We start from the raw sequence: 21,576 nt of genomic DNA, 5'->3' as shown, positions 1-21,576 counted from the left end.
GGATTGAAACTATTTCTTTGGTGTTGGATTGTTTTTAATCATGTCCATCAATTCATTGATCAGGATTTCACCAGTTTTTTCGCCAAGACTGGTGCGACTCACATATTCGTATCTCTTAAAACTATTAAAATCTTCTTTGGTCAATATATACCCAAACGCATCATTGGTCAATCCAAAGATAAAGGGGTGCTGAGTGGGCATATTTCTTTTTAAATAATAGCCAATGTTGGGTAAAGCCTCCCCCGGGATGGTCAGTATTTGAGCAGATCCAATATTTAATAGGTTAAGTGTGCTGCTGATAGAGTCGTGGTCTTTGTTGCCCATGCTTAGTGGGGAATTGCTTAAAATATAGCGTAACATTTCAGAGTCTATAGGGAAAGTAACCTTTTTGGAAGCACAATAAATAGCCGGATTTTTTTGGATTTTGGCTTCTGAAACAATTTTAAGAGCCTCGTCTGCCAATAGATTTCCAATGCGTTGGCATTCTTCCCAGTCATTGGCCTCTTTGTTGTTATCGAGTCTATTATCGGCCGTGACCATACCACCTTGGGCTCCGTTCATAAAGAGGGCCATGCCTCCAGTTCTGGCTTCTATTCTATCGTATAAAGGGCCTATAAGATCTGGGCTAAGAATTTCCTGTTCGTTACCAATTACTTCGGGATGTATGGCGTAATTTACCAAGGTGACTATTGGCTGCCCTTTATTTTTCCCTTGACTACTTATTGCTTGTATTACACCGCATCTTGGGTCGTACAAATCTGGGGCGTAATAGTTATAGGCTATTTTTCCATTTGCTTCACCTACAGCAATTTTTAATTCTGCAGCTTCCAGATTACGTAAAGCTTCGTTTACCGCATCTGCAATTTGTACTACACAATGATCCAGATATTTTAAATCGGCAGCATGATTGCCATCGTTGTCGGGGAAGGCATAGGCGTCAGGGGCGCTATGGGTATGTGTGGCCCCAATAAGTATATTTTTTTTGGGTATCCCTTTTATTAGTGCTCTGGATCTGTCGCCCAAGGCGGCCGGCCAGCCTAGATTGTCCACATTAACAATGGCTATTCTTTCTTCACCACTTTCCAGTACCATGGCCCTTACAAATAAATCTCCTTTTTTTATGCTGGCCGGTCTAGGGGTGCCTACCCCGCCCGAAACAGATATTAAGGGAGAAGGGGTAATAATTCGCTTTGCGGCACCAACCCTTAACTCTTGGGTGTAGCCATGGGCCGATATAAGAATGATAATAAATAGCAGTAGTCTAAATGCCTTGGGGGTGGGCATGGGATAATTAAAATATTCCATAGAACTTCCCTTTTAAATGTTAAAAAATACCCTTATTATGCATGCATAAATAATAAAAGGAATATTGACATGTTTGGCAAAATTATAATTAAAAAGTTAAATCGAGGGTTAAATTATAATGCATAATTAATAAAATACCTGAATAGAATTGATTTTTTTAAATATATTTTTGGATGAATTGAAGCTGTATGGTTAAAATATTAACATATTGTTAACTCATTGTTATCCTATTTGGAACCAATAGATGGGATAGCAATTATTTATGATCTTGGGGCTTCATAAACTAACTTAAAGCTATAATTTATGACTAAAAAAAATTTAATACTGCTGTATGGGATTTTATTTTCGTTGACCCTCTTCCTGACTTCCTGTAGTTCGGATGATGATGGTGCTTCGGCTAATTTTCCGCTAACCGCTGATATTTTTAATAGTGTCAATGGTAAGAAAGTAGCTTTTCAAGGGTTGACCAATAGTGCTACATCTTGGATGTGGGATTTTGGAGATGGCAACACCAGTACAGAAAAAAATCCTGTACATGTGTATACAGAAGGTGGGTATTACACGGCCAAGTTAACAGCTACTTCCGATGATGGTAGTTCGGTGAGCAAAGAGGTTAAATTGGCAATAGATTTAACTCCTTATATATTGCTTACAGGGGGACCTACGGCTACAAATGGGAAAACATGGCGATTGGCCAGTGGTCACTCCGATATGGATTATTTTGCCTATGCCGATGCCGATCTTACACCATTTGATGGAGCACCAAATCCACTTCCTGCAGGTATTTTTGGTGTAGGCCTAGGATTGGGAGAGGTATACGAGGATGAATTTACTTTTTATTTTGACGGGAGTTACAGTCACGATGTAAAGGACGATGGGGCTTCTTTTAGTGGGCTTGTATATCAGTTTCTCACCACTGGTGGTGCGGGGATTGTAAATCCTAGTAGTGATCAGAGTTTTGGGTTGTGTACAGGGGCCTATACCCCAGAGTCCGACGCCACATTTACCTATGTTGAAAATGAGGATCTAACGGTCTCCTCTGTTTTTGGAGGTGATGGTACCATGACTTATAGTGGGGTTAGTACCTTGGATTTCTCTGGAACGGAATTTATTGGTTTTATGGATTTTCAACGTAAAGTGATTATTCAGGATATAAAAGATAATTCTATGCGATTGGTAATGTTTATGGCAGCGGAACCCAGTGCGCCAGGTATCAATACTAATGGGTTGGTACTTACATTTGAGACGGTAAATTGAGCTTTAAAAAGTTTTCTTTCGATATAAATAACTAACTACAATATATATTTATGAATACGTATTTAAAAAACAAATTTCAGTGGGGTGGACAAATGTTCTGGCTGCTGCTGTTCTTCAGCACCAATGCCCTAATGGCTCAATCTGTTCAGCACACGGTTACAGGAAATATAACGTCTTCCGAAGATGGTATGCCCTTGCCAGGGGTTAGTATAGTGTTGCAAGGTACCTCACAAGGGGTTACGTCCGATTTTGACGGTAATTACAGTATCAATGTCCCTAATGGCAATGGAACCTTGGTATTTTCATATTTGGGATTTGAATCCCAGCAGCTGGCCGTAAATGGGAGGACTTCCATTAACGTTAGCATGGAGCCGGGAGCTGAGGCCTTGGACGAGGTAGTGGTAACCGCTTTGGGAATTAAAAGAGAAGACAAGTCTCTGGGATACTCGGTAGAAAATGTGGCCGGGGAAGAATTGACCCGGGTAGCCCAAGAAAACGTTTTAAATTCGTTATCCGGTAAGGTAGCGGGAGTAACCCTTAATTCAACCGGAGGTACAGGTTCCTCGGTTAGTATGGTAATACGTGGGGCTATTTCCTTGAGTTCGGACAATCAACCGCTTTTTGTAATCGATGGGGTTCCCGTGTCCAATTCCCTAAATAATATTGGTGGATTTGGAGATAGGAATGCTGTAGATTACGGAAATGCTATTTCAGATTTGGATCCAAATAGCATAGAAGATGTAAGTATCCTAAAAGGACCAAGTGCAGCAGCCTTATACGGTTCAAGAGCAGGTAACGGGGTGGTGTTGATTACTACCAAAAAAGCCAAGGACAAGGAAAAAATGAAAGTTTCCTTTACCACCAATACCGTATTTGATGTGCCTTATAAATTTTTGGAACAACAAACTAGGTTTGCATCAGGGTATTTTTCCTTTTCCCCAGAATCACAAGGGGGTAGTTATTTGCTTCCGGATGTAGCGCTGTCCGGGGGTAACGGTGGTCCAGAGTTGGATAAGGGATATTTTGCAGTACAATGGAATGCTCCCTTGGATGCCAACGGAGTGCCTATCCCAACCGAATTGAAATCGTATCCCAATAACGTTAAAAATTTTGTTCAGACAGGTATCACTACTACCAATAGTCTTGAAGTTACCAATAGTACAGAAGTTATGAATTACAGGATGGGCGTGACCAATATGCAAAATACTGGCTTGGTACCCAATTCGGACGTAAATAGGAATAGTTTTTCCTTATCGGCTTCCTCCAATATGAATAACAAACTTACATTAAGCACCAATGTAAACTTGGTGCATAGTTTTGCAGATAATAGGCCATCTTCCAATAGAGGGACCAATCCACTGCAATGGGCCTACTCCACTCCGGCCAATATTGATCTGGGGTTACTAAGAGACTACGATCTTCCCGGAACAGATGTACTTACCCTGGCCCCGGGCTATAACAACCCATATTTTTTGGCCTATGGTGTGAACAATAGTTTCTCCAGATATAGGATTTATGGTAACCTAGTTTTGGATTGGAACATATCACCATCCTTTAATATTAGAAGTAGTTACAATTTAAACAGTTATAATCAGACACAGGAAACCAAAATATCTCCTGGATATGACAGGGAGTCCAATAATGGAACTTATGGTATTTCCAAAACCGATGGGGTGGAGACCAATGTGGATATTTTGGCAACCTTTAAAAAGGATTTAGGCGATTTTGATTTTAGTATTTCCGGTGGTGGTAACCTAATGTATCAAAAAAATACCGGACTCAACAACTCGGCATTTTCAAGGGTAGGTCTTGTGGTCCCTGATCTCTTTACCGTTTCCAATATAGCCCCAACAGCTTTGAATTATTCCAGTTTTGAGAGTGAAAGAGGAATAAATAGTGTGTACGCCTTGGGTAACTTTGGGTTTATGGATATGTTGTATTTGGACGTTACAGCAAGGAACGATTGGTCTAGTACGCTTCCCGTAGACAACCGCTCCTATTTTTATCCCTCTGCATCCTTGAGTTTCTTGGTCAGCGAAGTGGTTAACATACCTAAGGTAGACCTTTTAAAGATTAGGGGTGGTTGGGCCCGTGTAGGTAATGACACCAACCCTTATCAATTGGGGGCCTATTACAACAATGCAGGACAATGGGAAAATGCCGTATTGTATTCGGCACCTGGAAGTTTAAGTACTCCAACCTTGGAACCGGAGGAAGCCACTTCCCAAGAAGTGGGCTTGGACCTCACTATGTTCAACAATAGGTTCCGTTTTGAAGGAACTTACTACACCGTTGAAAATAAAAATCAAATTGTGCCTAGTATACCTATACCGGGGTCCTCAGGGTATAACAGTGTAAGTATTAATGCTGGAGTACTGGAAAGCAAAGGATATGAATTATCACTTGGTATCACCCCAATTAGGACAGAAAATTGGAATTGGGATCTTAATTTAAATTATACAACCAATGAATCCAAGGTAATTGCTTTGGCTCCAGGAGTGGATTATATAGAGTTTTGGAGTGAAAACAAAAGTGTTTCCAGAGCGTACGTGGCCAATCCGGCAACCGGAGAGGATGGCTTGTTGGGCAATATGTATTCTCCATTGAAACTTAGGGTAACCGATCCCAATTCACCTTATTTTGGCTATCCATTGATTGACGGGGATGAAGGTGAGTTTCTACCTCAGGAAGAACGGGTGAAAGTGGGGAACTACAACCCGGATTTTATAATGGGATTACAATCCAGTCTTTCTTATAAAAATTTTACTCTGAACATGACCTTCGATTGGCGTTCTGGCGGACAATATATGTCACAAACTTCCAGATATATGGTAGAGGATGGTTATGGACAGCAACTGCTGGATAATTTAATCAACCCTGGTATAGCCGAGCCTGGACCTGAATTAAAACAATGGGTGTTGGATAATTCTGAACTATTGCTTGAAGGTGAAGAATTTTATCCTGTTGGAGGTACACCTGGAGAAGGAGGTTTTCCAGAAGAATGGGGAGGAAGTGTAGTGTATGATGGTGTTTTTTACCCTGGCGTTTTGGGGTATCATGACGAGAACGGTAATTTTATTTTAGAAAGCGAAAATCTTGGAGAAGATGGGACCATATTTTTTCCTTTTTCAGCATCAAATCCATGGGCATTTGGAACTCAGAACATGTTTGATGCCGATTACATTAAATTAAGGGAGGTGTCCCTGAGTTACAGTTTACCAAGTAAGCTAATAGAAAGAACAGGATTGGATAATATTAGTGTGTCTGTTTATAGCAGGAATATTATGTTATGGACCAAGGATTCCGCTTTTGGGGTAGATCCAGAAAGGGCTTTCCAAGCAGAATCTAGTAGCGGTAACAGAGGAACACAGTTTAAGCAGGGTATAGAACGATATAATGTGGATCCATGGGTAATTCCCGTTGGATTTAAAATTGGCCTAACTTTTTAATTAACAAAAACTACGATCATGATATATCAAACAATAAATAAAATTGGCGTATTGATGTTGGGGGTCAGCATCTTAATCTCTTGCCATGGGCTTGAGGACCTAAATGATAACCCCAATAAAATAGGCTCAGAAAATGTAGATCCCAACCTTTTGGTAGGGACGTTGATTTCTGGAACTGCCAAAAATGTTGTTGGCCTTGGATTTGGAGACATGGCTGGTGTAATGCAACATACACAAAAAGACGGCTGGTCCAGTGGACATAATGCCTATGACTGGAATAATCGTTCCCATAGTTGGAATGGCTATTACAGTTTATTGACCAACAATAAAACGCTTATTGAAAAGGCGGAAACCGATAATTTGGAGTTCCATATTGGGGTAGGATTGGTAATGAAAGCCTACTTGTTCGGGATGATTACCGATCTTTGGGGCGATGCACCCTATTCCGAAGCCTTAAGAGGAGATGAGGGACCCGAATATTTTGATGCTGCCTTTGATGATCAAAGAGATATCTATTTAGGTATTTTGAGTGATTTGGGCAGGGCTAACACGCTATTGTCAAAAAACCAAGGTGATTACTTTAGTATTCAACAAGATCAAGATGTGCTGTATGGCGGGGATGTTTCCAAATGGAGGAAATTTGCCAATTCCCTTGCCTTGCGTTATTATATGAGATTGTCAGAAAAAGAACCAGGCATTGCGGAAGAGGGAATAAGAAGAATAGCTTCCAATTCTGGCCAATACCCTCTTATTTTGAATACCGAGGACGATGCGGCCTTATCTTATGTTGGTAATACCTCAAGCGATTCTTGGCCCACTAATACCGTATTGGATGAAAGTCCCAGTGGCTCCTATTTTAGAATTAAAATGGCCAAAACCCTTGTAGATGCCTTGCAGGAATTGGATGATCCAAGGTTAGGGGTTTGGGCCAATAAGGTTGGAGTACCCTTGGTATTGGCGGAAGGAGAACCCGAGGATACCGATGAAGTTAGGGATGGGGAGCGTTATGTAGGCCAAAAATTGGTTGATGACCACTTGGATCTATTGGGAGTGCCGGTAGATTTTGATAAGGAATATGTGGGGCTGCCAACGGCCATTGCATTTGGTCCGGCATATAATTTAAAAGAAGACGCTTCACAGGGTATATATAATCCCCATGTTTCCCAGTTAAATGATATTTATAAAGCCGCTAGTGGTCCTTTATTAAAGGCGCGTTTACTATCCGCTGCTGAGGTACATTTTATTTTGGCTGAAGCAGCACTCAAGGGGTGGGTATCCGGAGATCCTGAGGGCCATTATAACGAAGGTGTAAAGCAATCATTGGAAACCTGGGGTGTTGGAGATGATTATAACGATTATATAGCTGGAGCAGCCTACGGTGGATTGGAAGATATTATAGAGCAAAAATGGATAGCCAGCTGGACGGCAGCTACCGAAGCTTGGTTCGACTATAGAAGGACCGGTCTCCCAGATTTACAAACAGGTCCGTCATCAAAACGTGATGCCTTGCCATTGCGGTTCTATTACCATATAGATGAGATAGATAACAATTCAGCCAATGCCGAGGCGGCCATTCAAAAATTGGAGACCACTCCATATAAAGGTGAGGATGTAAGTAATAATAGTGCCTGGTCTAAAATGTGGTTGTTACAGGGCACGGGAAAACCCTATTAATAATATTTTATTTGAGTTAGTTTGCAGCTATTTAAAGGAGGCGTTCGATAAGAATTGCCTCTTTTTGCTGCCCCATTAATTCATTCTCCAGAAATCTTTTTAGAAGCACAAATAAGCAACACAAAAAAATACGTTTACCCAATTCAATTAATTCTAAATTATGCAGAAATTACTGTTTTTATTACTCTTAAGTACCACTGCTATTGTTGTAGCACAAGAAAAGCAAAAAATTGCCTTCGGACCTTATATTCAGCAAATGGGAACCAAGGATGCTACCATATGCTGGTCTACCTTGGAAAGTACACCTACCATCACCGATCAAGAGGGGAATGTTAAAACCATAGGGGAGTATAAACACCATAAGATACATTTGGGAGAATTGGAGCCCAATACTACTTACAACTATGACGTGCTTAATGACGGTAGTGATGAGGGCAAAGGCACCCTGACCACCTACCCGGACGAGGCTATACCCTTTAATTTTGCCGTGACCGGTGATTCTAGAAATAGACACGATGTACACGCTAAAATAGTGGCCAAGATTATGGAAACCAACCCAAGGTTTATCATTAATTCGGGCGATTTGGTAGCCAATGGTCGGTCTATTAGTGATTGGGAAGCCTTTTTTGAGGTAAACAAGGAATTCATGAAGAATACCCCATATTATCCTGTTTTGGGTAATCATGAAAAGGATTCTCCCTACTATTACGACTTATTTGACCTGCCCAACAATGAAAAATACTATTACTTCACGGTTGGCGATGCCCTATTTATTGTTTTAGACAGCGAGGGCAAACAAATTTCGCAACCAGAATTTGTTTCGGATAAAAATAGTGATGCCTTTTGGAGAGATGCCTTCTCCGAATATTTTACTACCCAGAAGAAATGGCTGGAGCAGGTTTTGGAATTAAATAAAGAAGCCGGCTTTGTCTTTATTTTTCAGCATAAACCGCTATATAGTGCCATGAAAAATAGGATGGCCGAGGCCGAGGAAACCCGAAAATTTTGGGGTGATATTTTTGAAAGGCATAAGGTACAGGTCTTTTTAAACGGACACGACCATCATTATCACAGGGCCACCAAGAACGGAGTACATTATATAACCTCGGCTGGAGCTGGGGCCCCACTATACGATATTGAGGTAGAACTTCCTGAAACCAAAAAATCCAGTAAAATAGAACATTTTGTCAATGTACAGATAAACAAGAAAAATGCCTTCCTATATGTGACGGATATAAATGGCAACGAGATAGAGACCATTGAGATAAAAAGAAGGAAATAACTAGTACTACGGCCATGAAATCTACTAATATGGGGAAACAATTGTTAATCGTAGCCATGGCTCTAGCAACCGCTTGGGCGATCCGGGGGCAATTTGGGCATGAACAGGGAGCAGCTTGGGCCGGAGCTATTGGAGGCTTGGCACTAGTATTGGTTTCGGGAAGAAAAGACTGGTACAATAAAATGATGCTGATTGCCCTGGCATCGGCTGTTGGATGGGGTGCCGGAGGGATGATAAGTTATGGAAAGGTAGTGGGCTATGGCTTTGCCGATAATTTTATCAATGCTTACTATGGACTGGCAATGTTGTTTGTTATTGGCGGTTTGTTTGGGCTTTTGGGAGGTGGACTAGTAGGACTTACCTTGGATTCTACCAAGGAAAACAAAGTGAGATGGGGCGCTTTGTTGTCTGAGATGGCCGTAGGTGGGCTTATAAGTTACTATTTTCTAATAGAGCAGATCGGTTTTAAAATGACGCCCCCGCGGTCCGAAGCCTGGGCAGTTTGTTTGGGGGCCGGCTTGGCCATGTTATGGTATATGGCCAGGGAAAAAAGGAATTCTGCCATCCGTGTAGCTTTTTATGCCATGCTGGGCGGGGGTATTGGTTTTAGTTTTGGTAATTTTTTACACGTTTTGGGCAATACCTGGCACATTCCGTTCAATACGTGGAACATTATGGAATACAGTATTGGTTTCTTTGGTGGATGGGGTATGGCCTATGGGGTTTTTAGTTCCAAATGGCCAAAAGAAATTCCTAGTGCCAAAAAATGGGAAAATTGGTCTGCCCTGTTGATAGTGGTACTCTTTATTCCATTGATCGTTTACAGGGAATCATTGACTTCTGCCCATATTGCCAGACGTTTGGAGAGTTTGCCAAATATAGAATCCGTTGCCTCTACAAGCACTTTAATGGTATTATTGGTTTTGTTGGTAATGGTCGTATCTATCTTTTGGAAATTCAAAAAACAAGAATTCTCGCAAAAGGATGTTTTGGTTACATTTTTTACCATGTTCATAGCATATACCTTTATGAGCTATGCTGTAACCGGGATTTTTGGGGGAGAAATGCATCTTAACCATCATCTTTATGTTCTGAATATATTAATGATCTTGGTCTTGATACGATCCAAGAGATTCCACTTTTCATTTGGAGAAGTTGATAAGATAGACCTAAAAAAATGGCTTTTTTACTTAATCATTGTACTTTTGGTAATCGCCATTTGGGCGGTGATAGCTATAAATGTACATGGCGACATGGGTGATAGAAATAGATTTCCTATAGGTTAAAAATTTAGAGAATACGTATGAGCGGCAGCGAAAAGAGAATGTGCATTAAGATTATATGGCCAATACTGATAACATCAATTGGTTATGCAATTCTTAGATATAATGTGGTGGGAACCGTACCTTGGAAAGATTTGCCAATATTTATTTTTAATAAAGGAGTTTCCTTGGCAGGCGTCATTTTACTTACCCTTAGTTTTTCTATTAGGCCTATAAACAATTTGGGGATTGCCAATTTAAATTTGGGCAAGGAAAGTAGAAAGATTATGGGGATAGTGGGATTGCTGTTGACCATTTTTCATGTTCTACTTAGCTTTTTGATATTCAATCCCCAATATTATCCAAAATTTTTTGCTGGGGATAACAGTCTTTCAGTTATAGGCAACTTTAGTTTGCTAGCGGGTATGGGCAGCTTTATGGTTTTAGGGCTATATCATTGGTGTTTTGGAAACCGTACCAAGGGGAAAGAGGTGTTGATCAAGATTATTACGTCAAAAACTTTTTTGCTTGGGCTGCTATTTATGATGGGGGTGCATCTTTTTTTTATGGGATACAGCGGTTGGTTTACCCCTTCTAAATGGCAAGGCAGACTGCCTCCAATAAGTTTAATTTCGTTTGTTGTGGTTCTTTTGGGATTCTTTGCAAATGGATTGGGGAGAGGTAAACAGCCCGCTGTAGCCAATCCTAAAGCTACCTAAAGGTCTTTCTGTATTCCGAAGGTGTCTTGCCCATAATATGTTTAAAGTAATGGTTAAAGTTAGCAAGGTTGTTATAGCCGCTCTCAAAGCAAATTTGGGTTATCTGCTTATCGGTTTCTGCCAGTAATTTGGCAGCTATGCCCACTCTTACACTTTTTACATACTCCATAAAAGTGAGTTTGGTTTTTTTCTTGAAATATCGACAAAATGAACTGGGGGCCATATTCAATACAGCAGCGGCTTCCTCTAGTTTTACACCTTCCTGTATGTTTTGAAAAACATATTCGTACACCTTGTTTATTTTGTCCAAATTTTTAGCGAATACGGCTGAATTGTTGTGCGGATTGGACAAATTTTCCCTGTCTTCAATTTGAAGGAGAAAATTGAAGATCTTTAGCATTTCTATATAGTATTCCAAGCCCTGTAATTGAGTCATCTTTTCCAGACATTTTCTAATGTGCCTGTCATCTCCCAATTTAAAGCGGAGCCCTGTACTGGACTGCTTCAATAAATCTACCACTTTCTCCAATTCAGGCATTTTAAAAAAATCAGAATTTATAATGTCCTCGGAAAAATGGGTGACAATGCAAAAGGGGTCCATACCATTGTCATAATCCAAGGCTTCCCAACAATGTGGCAAATTGGGACCCAATAAGACCAGATCCCCCGTGTCAAAACCAGAGATGTTGTCCCCAACTATTCTCCTACCCGATCCCGAGGTGATGAAATTCAACTCAAAATTTTTGTGGGAATGAATTCTGGCATCGGAGGCCAAGGGTAGTTTTCTAGATATAAACGAATGCTTGTTGGGGACAAATATCTTTTCAAAAATAAATTCCATAAGTTGTTATATTGACAATCTTGGACTAATATAATTAATTTATTAGGAAATAAGGTTAAAATATAATGTAATTAAAACAATATTATAGTGGTAGGGAATTTTTAATTGGGTTTAATTTGTTAGAGCAGCTACTCAAATATTTCATGTTGTCCAATAGTATATTTATTGGCGCCACATAAGTTAATTAACCAACCCTTAAAACCAACATTTATGAAGTCCATAATTACACTACTATGTCTTTTGGGGTAGGTCTTATGAATATTAATCTAAATAATAGGCAAAGATGAAACTACCGTTAAAAGGAATTATACCGCCCATGATTACCCCATTATTGGAAAATAAGGAATTGGACCATCTAGGTTTGGAAAAATTGCTGAAACATTTGATCGGTGGCGGGGTGCATGGGATTTTTATCTTGGGAACCACGGGGGAAGGCCCTAGTTTAAGCTATAAGGTGCGTAAAGAGCTTATTACGGCAACTTGCCAGATAGTAGCTGGTAGAGTTCCGGTCTTGGTGGGTGTTACCGATACCTCTGAAACGGGTACTTTGAAAATTGCCAACCATGCAAAAAGTGCTGGCGCCGATGCGCTAGTGGTGGCTCCGCCTTATTATTTACCTATTTCACAAAAGGAAATGGGCGACTATCTGGAAAGGGTAGTGCCAGCCTTGTCCTTGCCTTTTATGCTGTACAATATGCCAAGTTGTACCAAACTCCATTTATCTTTAGACGTGGTAATAAAAGCCAAGAAATTAGGAGCCATAGGGATTAAGGATAGTTCCGGTGACTTAAGTTATTTGTACCAATTGATCGAGGAATTTAAGGGAGATCCCCTGTTTTCCGTTATTGCAGGGGCCGAACTGTTTTTGCCAGAGACTATTATGTATGGCGGGCATGGAGCAGTGGCGGGGGGTGCCAACTTTTTCCCGCGATTGTTTGTAGACTTATACGATGCAGCATTGCGTAACGACTTGGAAGAAGTTAAATTGCTGCGAGATAAGGTTTTAAAAGTGCATAGCACTATTTATGAAGTAGGGCAATATTCATCTAGACATATTAAGGGTATTAAATCTGCATTGATGGCCATGGGTATTTGTCAAGATTATAGCGCTGAGCCACTGTCCCGGTTTAGTGAAGACAAGCAGTCCCAGATAAAGGAGCATATTGAGCAGTTTAACTATAAGAACGAATATAAGTCCGCACATTAGTACAGTATATACAGACCATAGTTTACGGAATGTAGAGTTTTCCGGTTTCAAGAAAATAGGTTACTATTGAGTTGTATAATGGGCTATTTTGTATTTGTTTTTTGGAGGCAGGTCTATTTTGATATTATTTATCTACTGGCAAGTTGCCTACAGTTGCCCGAGCAAAAAGGCCTAGGTTGAAGTGTAGGCTTGGTAGCCATACTTAATAAGGTCAAGATTTAAGGATTTTTTGAGATATGGTTAAAAAATATATTGTTGTGCTTCCTTTAGCGGTAATCGCAATCTTAGCGACTATATTTCAATATCCAGTACATATAATTAATGCCCTCACCTTGGAGTCTGTTCCCGGCTACGGGGTACAGATATCTATTGTTAGAGTCATTTTTGAACCTGTGTTGGGAGTGTTATTGTATTTGAACCGCTCCCTTTACCCATTACAGGAATTACCCATTGCCCTAGGATGGATAGTGACATTTTATGTACTGTATGGTCTTTATAAGGTACGTAGCACTATTTCTGATGGGCAGAGAAGTAGGAGGGTCTTATTGTTTTTAGGTAACCTGCCTTTGTTGATTGGTATTTGTTTCGCCATTTTTGTGGTTATTCTCTTTCTTCCATTGCCCAATAATACCATTGTTAATAATACGGACAACGAGGTGTTGGTTACTACCCATGCCCATACCGAGTTTAGTCATGACGGCTTAATGTCCCAGGAAAAAATGTGGCAATGGCATAGGAGAAATGGTTTTGATGCCTTTTTCATAACAGATCACGCCAACTATGCCAAGACTTTGGAATTTTCGCAGAGGCAAAGAAGAAGGGAGTTGCCTCCAGAACCCTTGATTTTGGTAGGTCAGGAGCATTCAGGATCTAACCATATGAGTCTTTTGGGACTCAAGGGTACATTTGAAACCAAGGGCAAACCTGATTCCGTGATAGTAAACTTGGTGCATAAATATGGAGGTGCAGTGCTGGTAAATCATTGGTTTGATGGAAAAGGTAAGGCAAAAGAGTTCTATAAAGACCTTGGGGTAGATGGCTTTGAAATAGAAAATGTAGGCAAGGAGTTATATTATGATCGAGAGTTGTTCCGCGAACTAAAGGAGTATTGCGAGGACCACAACCTACTTATGGTAGGAGGGTTGGATTTCCATGGATATGGTCGTGCCTGTGCCATTTGGAACGCCTTTACCATACCTAATTGGGATAAAATGGATCTTGTTTCAAGGGAGAATGCTATTCTTGAGGTGCTTCGGGCAAGGGATCAGGATAAAGTAAAGGTATTGATGTATAATGACCGGCCATATTATGATAGTTCAAATCTTGTATTTAGTCCGTTTATAACATTGATAAATTACTTTAGGACCCTTAATTTGTATCAGGTTCTGTCTTGGTTTTTTTGGTTAATACTGGTTCAATTGTTGTGGAATTTTAGAAGGAGATATTTTGTTCCCATGCGTAAAAAAATCGCCATAGCAGGGTTGTTAAGTGCCTTGTTTTTGGTTGCATTGGGGTTTTATTATTGGGTCCGTGCCAATGCGGTAAAGGGATATAGTGATCTCTTTTTAGAATATAGTTCCCTGCTATTGATCATTGGTAGTGTCTTTATGGGCTATTCACTTTTTGTTATGTATATACGCTTCTTTAGAAAAGTTAAAAAATGAAAAGAAAAGGGGTACTTATAAGTGTTGCGGTACTGCTATTATTAGGTGTAATAACCTATTTTTATTGGATTCTTCCGGTGTGGGGCATGCCTTTTAACAAACAGCGACATGGTAACCCACCTTTGACCCCGTCATGGGCTTTGGAATGTTGGCTTTGGGAAGATGATGTTAATACTTCCGATTATGTGGATGAGTTGCTGGAGGGCTACAAAAAGCATGATATTCCGGTGCGTACGATACTCATAGATAGTCCATGGTCTTTGCGCTATAATGATTTTCAAATAGACACCAGTCTTTATAAACAACCCTATAAGTGGTTTAAAAAACTACAGGATAATGAATACAGGGTGGTGCTATGGATGACCTCCATGGTGAACAGTGCTAGCAAGGATACAAAAATTAAAGATTCGGAAGATTGGTTTAACCAGGCTATGGGTAATGGTTTTTTGGTACAATCGGATAGTCCCAACAAATGGTGGAAGGGTAGAGGCGGTTTTATAGATTACACCAGTAAGGAAGCTATGGAATGGTGGCGGGGAATGCAACAGAATGTTTTTGATTTGGGGGTTGATGGTTGGAAATTGGACGGAACAGCAACACTATTTTGGAGTAAATTGGGGGGTATTCCATTTTTTTATAAAAGTGCCTCCAAAGGACTAATGTCTACCAGAACCTACATGGATCATTATTATAGGGACGAATATTTACATGGACTTGGACAAAACCCGGAGTTTGTTACGCTATCCCGGTCAATAGATCGCAGTTTTCATCCAGAAGGATTTTCGCCCATTGACGCCTCTCCTGTTAGTTGGGTGGGCGATCAAGAGCACAAATGGGTGACGGATGAAATGATATCTGAAAGCCAGGATGAAAAAGTAGATATTGCTTTGGATGGAATTCAAGGGTTTGAGTCGGCCATTGAGAGTATCCTAAAAAGTGCAGATCTGGGGTATAATATTATAGGTTCCGATATCGCTGGATTTTCTGGAAAGACCATTCCTCCCCGTTTATATATAAGGTGGGCGCAGTTCTCTACTTTTTGTGGTCTTTTTATGAATGGCGGACATGGGGAAAGGCGATTGTGGAAAAGGAGTAAGGAGGAGTTGCAAGTGATACGCAAATTCTCATGGCTGCATACAGAATTGGTGCCCTATATGTACCACTATGTTGTAATGGCCAATAAAGGAGGAAGAAGATTGCAGACACCTCTGAAAGAGGGTAAATACCACTATATGTTTGGTGATGATTTTTTGGTGGCCCCCATCTATATGGATTCTAAGAAACGAAGTGTTTCCCTGCCAAAGGGGAATTGGAGGTACTTTTTTGCAGATAGGGAATTGCTGGAAGGGGGAGTTGTAGTGGATAGGGAATTCCCTATGGACGAATTCCCGGTATTTGTCAAGGACGGTGCAATTGTGCCTTTAAGGATTAAACGTGCCTATACTGGTTTTGGTGATGCCAATTCAGAAGGGTTTGTCACTATTTTAGTGTACCCTAAGAATAAAAATAGCTTTGTTTACTATCACACAGATGGAGCAGGGAAAACCAATATATCCTATCTAAAGACCAATTATGGGTGTAAACTTTCTTTGCGTGGAACCAAAATTCCGCATATACTTAGAGTACACTCTAAAATAAGTCCAAAGGAAATCTATTTGGACGGCGAAATTTTAGAAAGGGGTAAATTTTGGGATTATGAAGATCTTGATCAAAAAATAATCATAAAGAACAGCGCGGAATACAGTGAAGGTGGGTATACTGTAAAGTTCTGATCAAGTACCATTCATATTCAACCCAAGAACACCCCTAGGGATTATCGATGTAGATCCTTGGACCTAAGATAGTCCAGAAGCTCTTTTGGTAAATCGGTTTGGATAACGTTGACATATTTTTTGGTTAATAGGGAATCAAAACCACTGTTTTTCTTGATCCTCTCCATCTCATCATATTTTCCCAAAGCGTTTATCCATACCCTGTATCCGGAATTGATAAGCCGGCGCATGGTCCTTTTCGTATAATAACTCTCATCTATATGAATAATGGAGATGTCATCTAATTTACGAATGGCACGGATATCTTTTTTAGAATAGGCTCTTGGCATAATAGAAATGTCATTGTTCAATTTTTGAAATTGTGGGGTTTCAGGGTAGTCATATAGAAAGAATATTATTTGGTTTTCCATTCCATATTTTTCAATTAGGGCATAGGTTTGTTTTACCGATGCCTCATCTTCCAGTTTAAAATCTACATCAAGTAGTATTTTACCCTTTGTCAATTGTAGTACTTCTTCAAAGGTGGGTATTTGTTCAGTTGTAGTTTTGCCTTGGAACATTAGGTTAAACTGCTTTAGTTGGTCCAGGGAATAATCGTCAACCCGTCCCTTGCCATTGGTTGTTCTGTCAATAGTCTTGTCGTGCATTATTACAAGCTCCCCGTCCTTACTTTTTCTAATATCGATCTCAACAATATCGACCCCTATGGCAATACTTTCTTTTATTGCGGCCAGTGAGTTCTCTGGATAATGTGGATTGGTGGCCCTATGAGCTGCAACTAAAATATGCTCTGGATGGTTGTTGTAATCATTGAGAAGTAGGTCTAGTTGGGAATTTTGTGCAGTGGCAAAAAAGCCCAGAAGAAGTATAAAGATCAAAGTTACTCTAAACCAAATTGGTTTACGCTTGCTGTTCATTTCCATGTTATGTGTTTATATAAGGAGTATGTATCTATTTTGTTAATTCTGGTGCAAAATAATAAGATTTTTTGTTTATACGTTTAAGCAAATGTTAATGTCTACTATTGTTCCCTTTCTTTAATTTTGCTATGCTGATGAATCCCTTAGCGTTGGTGGTTAGCAACTTTAGGGTTAAAGACGCGATAAAAAGGTATACCTAAAGATCAATTGGTAATAGTTCTGGAATTGGCAGATCCTACCCCTATAATACTATCGTATAAATCCCCAAAATTTCTATAGTATACCAAGATAAGATAATCGTTTTCGGTAAAATGATAGTTCCCTGAAATGGTATTCATATCTATAGCGCCATCGTCCTTTTTTATTACATATTTATAATTATAGAAACCCTGCTTCATTTTAATAATCGCTTCCATATTGCCTGTTTCTTTATTGTAGGTCATTAAGTTCTCTTCGCTTAGGTCATAGTTGTTGTACTTGCCATAGACGTAGACTTCATTGAGGCCTAGTGCTTCATTATAAGGAAGTGTAAAATGAATGTAGCTGTATTCCGCTTCTCGGGAGCTGTCATCGCCCTGCAGGGTGCGTACCACAAAGTTTCCATTAATGTCCGGGTAATAGGTATAAGGTCTGTCGTATCTGTAGTAATCCGTGAACAGATAATGATGGTATAGATCGGTCAATTCAATATGTGATATTGATGAACTTGGAGCCCGTAGATCTTTTGTGTCGAAATTGAAATATTCATTTCCGCCATAAAAGCTGGTTTCCTGGTCATATTTATAAACCAACTCACTTCCTAAAATAAATTGGGGGGGTATATTATTGATAATAGATGGCCATTGGTGGTTTTGTATAATGGCGACCTTAACTTCCTTCTTTGGGTCCACCAAATTAACTTGATTGGTATTGATGGTAAATTGTACCACCTGTTTTTCGTTGAGGTATGAAAAGTCCCTTGATCTTTTTACAACGCCCCCTACCGTCAACTGGTCTTCGTAAACAACGAATCTCCGTGAAAATTGAATTTCATTGTAGCTGTTGTATATTTCCAATACGTAATTACCGCTTACCTTTAGTCCTGTATTTTCGTTGGGCAGCGTAAGCTGATAGTTGGAATAGGGCTGTAGTGTGGAGTAACTATTCTCGTAATCTACGATCCGTTCATTGTCCAAACCGTTTAGGTACTGTGATTTTAAAAGAGAGGAAGGGGTCCAGTCATAATCACAGTGTACAATCTTATAATAATAGTCCTGCTCATTGGCAAGAAGGTCGTCAAATTCAAGAAATACGGATTCCCCAAGAGGTACTACCGGAAATTGGTCGTCTGTACTGCCTTTGAATACTATCGATTTAATATTTTCTGGTGGGTTGACTTCCATTTGTACCTGAGCGTAGCTAAAATGGGCTAGAAGTAGGACTAAAACGGTGTAAATATTCAATCGCATTTGTCGAAATTTTCCAGTAAAGGTAAGCAAAAACCAAGGCTAAATAGGCTTGGATGGTTTAATCCCTAAATTTATAAGTAATAATTATGAAAACTTTTTATTAAGTAGTAAATTTGCTCGAAATTTTGATAACCTAAGGTCTACTAAATATGTCTAAAGACATCCGAATTAAAAAAGGCTTGAACATTAATCTTATAGGTGAGGCGGAAAAGACTACTTCCAAAGCTGTTCTAAGTAATGTTTACGCAATTAATCTTCAGGATTTTCACGGAATTACACCCAAATTGTTAGTTAAACAGGGCGCCGAAGTAAAGGCGGGAGAACCACTTTTTTACAATAAAAATGTGGAAGACATGCTGTTTGTGTCCCCAGTAAGCGGGGAGCTAGTAGAGGTGGTAAGAGGTGCCAGGAGAAGAATTTTGACACTGAAAATTTTGGCAGATAAAAGCCAGGAATTTGTTTCACATGCGCCTTTGTCGCCAGAAAATGCTGGAGCCGAAGAAATTAAGGCTTTGCTCTTGAAATCTGGTTGTTGGCCTTTTATAAAGCAAAGACCATATGATATTATTGCCAATCCGGCAGTGACTCCCAAGGCTATTTTCATCTCTGCTTACGCTACTGGTCCTATGGCTGCAGATTTGGATTATACCTTAAAAGGTAAAGAAAAGGAATTGCAGGCAGCTATTACAGGCTTGGGCAAATTGACCCCCGGTAAGGTGCATGTGTCTATAGGGAAAGACGGGGGATCCGTATTTTCCAATATAAAAGATGCTGAAATTCATAAAGTGTCAGGGCCGCACCCCGCTGGTTTGGTAGGAACACAGATAAATAAGATAGATCCAATAAACAAAGGTGAAGTGGTTTGGACCGTTTCTCCTCAGGATTTAGTTATTATAGGTGAGCTTTTGTTAAGTGGTAAATTTAATCCAGAAAGGATTGTTGCCTTGGTAGGATCTAGCGTAAAAGCTCCAAAATATTATTCTACTATTATAGGATCGGAAATTTCTACCTTTTTATATGCCAGTGGTGTTAATACGGAAAATTTTAGGGTCATCAATGGTGATGTTCTAACAGGTTCCAAAACAAAACCGGATGGTTACCTAGGTTTTTATAATAATATGGTGACAGCTATTCCAGAAGGGGATGATTATGAGTTCTTTGGATGGAACAAGCCTGTCTTCAATAAGGTTTCCCCTACTAGGGCGTTGACCTTCTCTTGGTTGCAGCCCAAGAAGAAGTATGATTTGGATACCAATACCAATGGTGAGCATAGGGCTTTTGTGGTTACCGGATTGTACGAAGAGGTTTTTCCAATGGATATTTATCCTTTACAGCTTCTAAAGGCTTGTATGGTAAAAGACTTGGATGAAATGGAACAGTTGGGTCTTTATGAAGTGGCTCCTGAGGATTTTTCACTCACAGAATTTATTTGCATCTCTAAACAGCCCCATCAGCAGATTATTAGGGAAGGGTTGGATTTATTATATAAAGAAATAGGATAAAAGATGAGCTTAAAAAATAATTTGCATAATTTAAAGGAGAAGTATAAGGGCAAGAAAATGGCCCCTGCATTTAATGCTATCCATACTTTTTTGTATGCTCCTAATGAGACTACCCACTCTGGTTCACACGTGCGTGTGGTGGATGATTTGAAGCGTACCATGAACACGGTGATCATGGCTTTGGTGCCTGTACTTATATTTGGGATATTCAATGCCGGTTATCAGCATTATGCAGCTGTAGATGCTGCAAATGGTGTTATTAGGCAAGCTTCCTTATTTGGAAACTTTCTAACCTGGGACAACTTTATCATGGGGGCATGGACTGTATTGCCTTTGGTAATTGTTTCTTATGTGGTTGGACTTGCGGTTGAATTCTTGTTTGCCGTGATCAAAGGACATGAGGTAGAGGAGGGTTATTTGGTTACCGGTATGTTGGTTCCATTGATTGTACCTGTAGATACCCCATTGTGGATGTTGGCTGTAGCCGTAGTATTTGGTGTGGTCATCGGTAAAGAGGTGTTTGGTGGTACGGGAATGAATATTTTAAATCCGGCACTTACTATTAGGGCGTTTTTGTTCTTTGCTTATCCTACATGGATGAGTGGTGATAAGGTTTGGGTTCATCAGGCGGTTGAAAGGGCCGGTGGTCCAGATGCTATTTCCGGAGAAACTGTTTTAGGTTTTCTTGCACAAGGTAAAAGTACCGAAATGAGCTACTCTGTTGCCGATATGTTTTTTGGATTTATCCCAGGGTCGGTAGGGGAAACTTCTACTATTCTTATACTCTTGGGCGGACTTTTCTTGATATATAGTAAAATTGCCAGTTGGAGAATCATGGTGAGCGCCGTTGTAGGAGCTTTGGTCATGGGACTTATTTTTAATGTTGTAGTAGACGCAGGGGTAATAACAGAGACTAGTAAATTTTATGAATTAATGAACTTCACCTTCTGGCAGCACCTTCTTGTTGGAGGTCTGGCCTTTGGTATAGTGTATATGGCAACCGACCCTGTAACGGGTGCCCAGACCAATAAAGGGAAGTGGTATTATGGGTTCTTCATAGGGTTTATTTCGGTTTTGATCAGGGTATTCAACCCGGCTTATCCAGAAGGAGTATTCTTGGCTATACTGCTAATGAACGTTTTTGCTCCTACAATAGATCACTATGTGATAAGAGGAAATGTAAATAAAAGATTAAAGCGTGCTAAAAACGCTACCATTTTGCCTAGCGATGGCCAGGGGAAATCGGAAGAATTAAAAGCAGAAACAGTATAATT

General features: G+C 40.0%; 15 protein-coding genes. 11 read left to right on the top strand and 4 right to left on the bottom strand.

Annotation, left to right across the window (positions count from 1 at the left end; all coding sequences use genetic code 11):
- Positions 1–9: 9 nt before the first annotated feature.
- On the bottom strand, positions 10–1,305 hold the full coding sequence (locus tag EHW67_RS13565) for a hypothetical protein (protein WP_202911983.1): 1,296 nt from the start codon (positions 1,303–1,305) through the stop codon (positions 10–12).
- A 303-nt stretch (positions 1,306–1,608) separates the two neighbouring features.
- On the opposite strand from EHW67_RS13565, the gene EHW67_RS20870 reads away from it, so the two are divergent.
- The 6 genes from EHW67_RS20870 (at position 1,609) to EHW67_RS13535 (ending at position 10,948) form a co-directional block, all read left to right on the top strand.
- A complete protein-coding gene (locus EHW67_RS20870; protein WP_126162934.1) occupies positions 1,609–2,562 on the top strand; it encodes a PKD domain-containing protein in 954 nt (317 codons plus the stop codon).
- Between the two features lie 50 nt (positions 2,563–2,612).
- Complete coding sequence (locus EHW67_RS13555) at positions 2,613–6,011, top strand: SusC/RagA family TonB-linked outer membrane protein (protein WP_202911982.1); 3,399 nt, start codon at positions 2,613–2,615, stop codon at positions 6,009–6,011.
- A gap of 18 nt (positions 6,012–6,029) precedes the next feature.
- Positions 6,030–7,685 carry a SusD/RagB family nutrient-binding outer membrane lipoprotein gene (locus tag EHW67_RS13550; protein ID WP_126162933.1) on the top strand — a complete coding sequence of 552 codons (1,656 nt, stop codon included), beginning with the start codon at positions 6,030–6,032 and terminating at the stop codon, positions 7,683–7,685.
- A 160-nt stretch (positions 7,686–7,845) separates the two neighbouring features.
- On the top strand, positions 7,846–8,967 hold the full coding sequence (locus tag EHW67_RS13545; protein ID WP_126162932.1) for a metallophosphoesterase family protein: 1,122 nt from the start codon (positions 7,846–7,848) through the stop codon (positions 8,965–8,967).
- Between the two features lie 14 nt (positions 8,968–8,981).
- A complete protein-coding gene (locus tag EHW67_RS13540) occupies positions 8,982–10,253 on the top strand; it encodes a hypothetical protein (RefSeq protein WP_126162931.1) in 1,272 nt (423 codons plus the stop codon).
- A gap of 17 nt (positions 10,254–10,270) precedes the next feature.
- The gene (locus EHW67_RS13535) at positions 10,271–10,948 is read left to right on the top strand and encodes a hypothetical protein (RefSeq protein ID WP_126162930.1); all 678 of its coding nucleotides are present in this window, start codon (positions 10,271–10,273) and stop codon (positions 10,946–10,948) included.
- On the opposite strand, the gene EHW67_RS13530 is transcribed toward EHW67_RS13535, so the two are convergent.
- A complete protein-coding gene (locus tag EHW67_RS13530) occupies positions 10,941–11,789 on the bottom strand; it encodes an AraC family transcriptional regulator (RefSeq protein WP_126162929.1) in 849 nt (282 codons plus the stop codon). The genes EHW67_RS13535 and EHW67_RS13530 overlap by 8 nt on opposite strands.
- Before the next feature lie 283 nt (positions 11,790–12,072).
- Between EHW67_RS13530 and EHW67_RS13525 the strand changes: the two genes are divergently transcribed.
- The 3 genes from EHW67_RS13525 (at position 12,073) to EHW67_RS13515 (ending at position 16,432) form a co-directional block, all read left to right on the top strand.
- Positions 12,073–12,996, top strand: coding sequence for a dihydrodipicolinate synthase family protein (locus EHW67_RS13525; protein WP_126162928.1), 924 nt, complete (start codon positions 12,073–12,075; stop codon positions 12,994–12,996).
- A 236-nt stretch (positions 12,997–13,232) separates the two neighbouring features.
- Positions 13,233–14,660, top strand: a complete 1,428-nt coding sequence (locus EHW67_RS13520) for a PHP domain-containing protein (RefSeq protein WP_126162927.1) — start codon at positions 13,233–13,235, stop codon at positions 14,658–14,660.
- Entirely contained in the window at positions 14,657–16,432 is a 1,776-nt protein-coding gene (locus tag EHW67_RS13515) for a TIM-barrel domain-containing protein (RefSeq protein ID WP_126162926.1), read from the top strand. Before EHW67_RS13520 ends, EHW67_RS13515 begins: the two co-directional genes overlap by 4 nt.
- A 41-nt stretch (positions 16,433–16,473) precedes the next feature.
- On the opposite strand, the gene EHW67_RS13510 is transcribed toward EHW67_RS13515, so the two are convergent.
- Together EHW67_RS13510 and EHW67_RS13505 are read right to left on the bottom strand one after the other, a co-directional pair.
- A complete protein-coding gene (locus tag EHW67_RS13510) occupies positions 16,474–17,349 on the bottom strand; it encodes a glycerophosphodiester phosphodiesterase family protein (RefSeq protein ID WP_158285128.1) in 876 nt (291 codons plus the stop codon).
- Positions 17,350–17,555: 206 nt separating this feature from the next.
- Positions 17,556–18,800 carry a type IX secretion system plug protein gene (locus EHW67_RS13505; RefSeq protein ID WP_126162924.1) on the bottom strand — a complete coding sequence of 415 codons (1,245 nt, stop codon included), beginning with the start codon at positions 18,798–18,800 and terminating at the stop codon, positions 17,556–17,558.
- A gap of 149 nt (positions 18,801–18,949) precedes the next feature.
- On the opposite strand from EHW67_RS13505, the gene EHW67_RS13500 reads away from it, so the two are divergent.
- Positions 18,950–20,302: a Na(+)-translocating NADH-quinone reductase subunit A gene (locus tag EHW67_RS13500; protein WP_126162923.1), complete on the top strand. Its 1,353-nt coding sequence runs from the start codon at positions 18,950–18,952 to the stop codon at positions 20,300–20,302.
- A gap of 3 nt (positions 20,303–20,305) precedes the next feature.
- Positions 20,306–21,574, top strand: a complete 1,269-nt coding sequence (locus EHW67_RS13495; RefSeq protein ID WP_126162922.1) for an NADH:ubiquinone reductase (Na(+)-transporting) subunit B — start codon at positions 20,306–20,308, stop codon at positions 21,572–21,574.
- Positions 21,575–21,576 lie beyond the last annotated feature (2 nt).

The organism is Arenibacter aquaticus (genome assembly GCF_003957295.1).
Lineage (GTDB): Bacteria > Bacteroidota > Bacteroidia > Flavobacteriales > Flavobacteriaceae > Arenibacter > Arenibacter aquaticus.
This window is presented reverse-complemented; position numbering and strand designations above follow the sequence as displayed.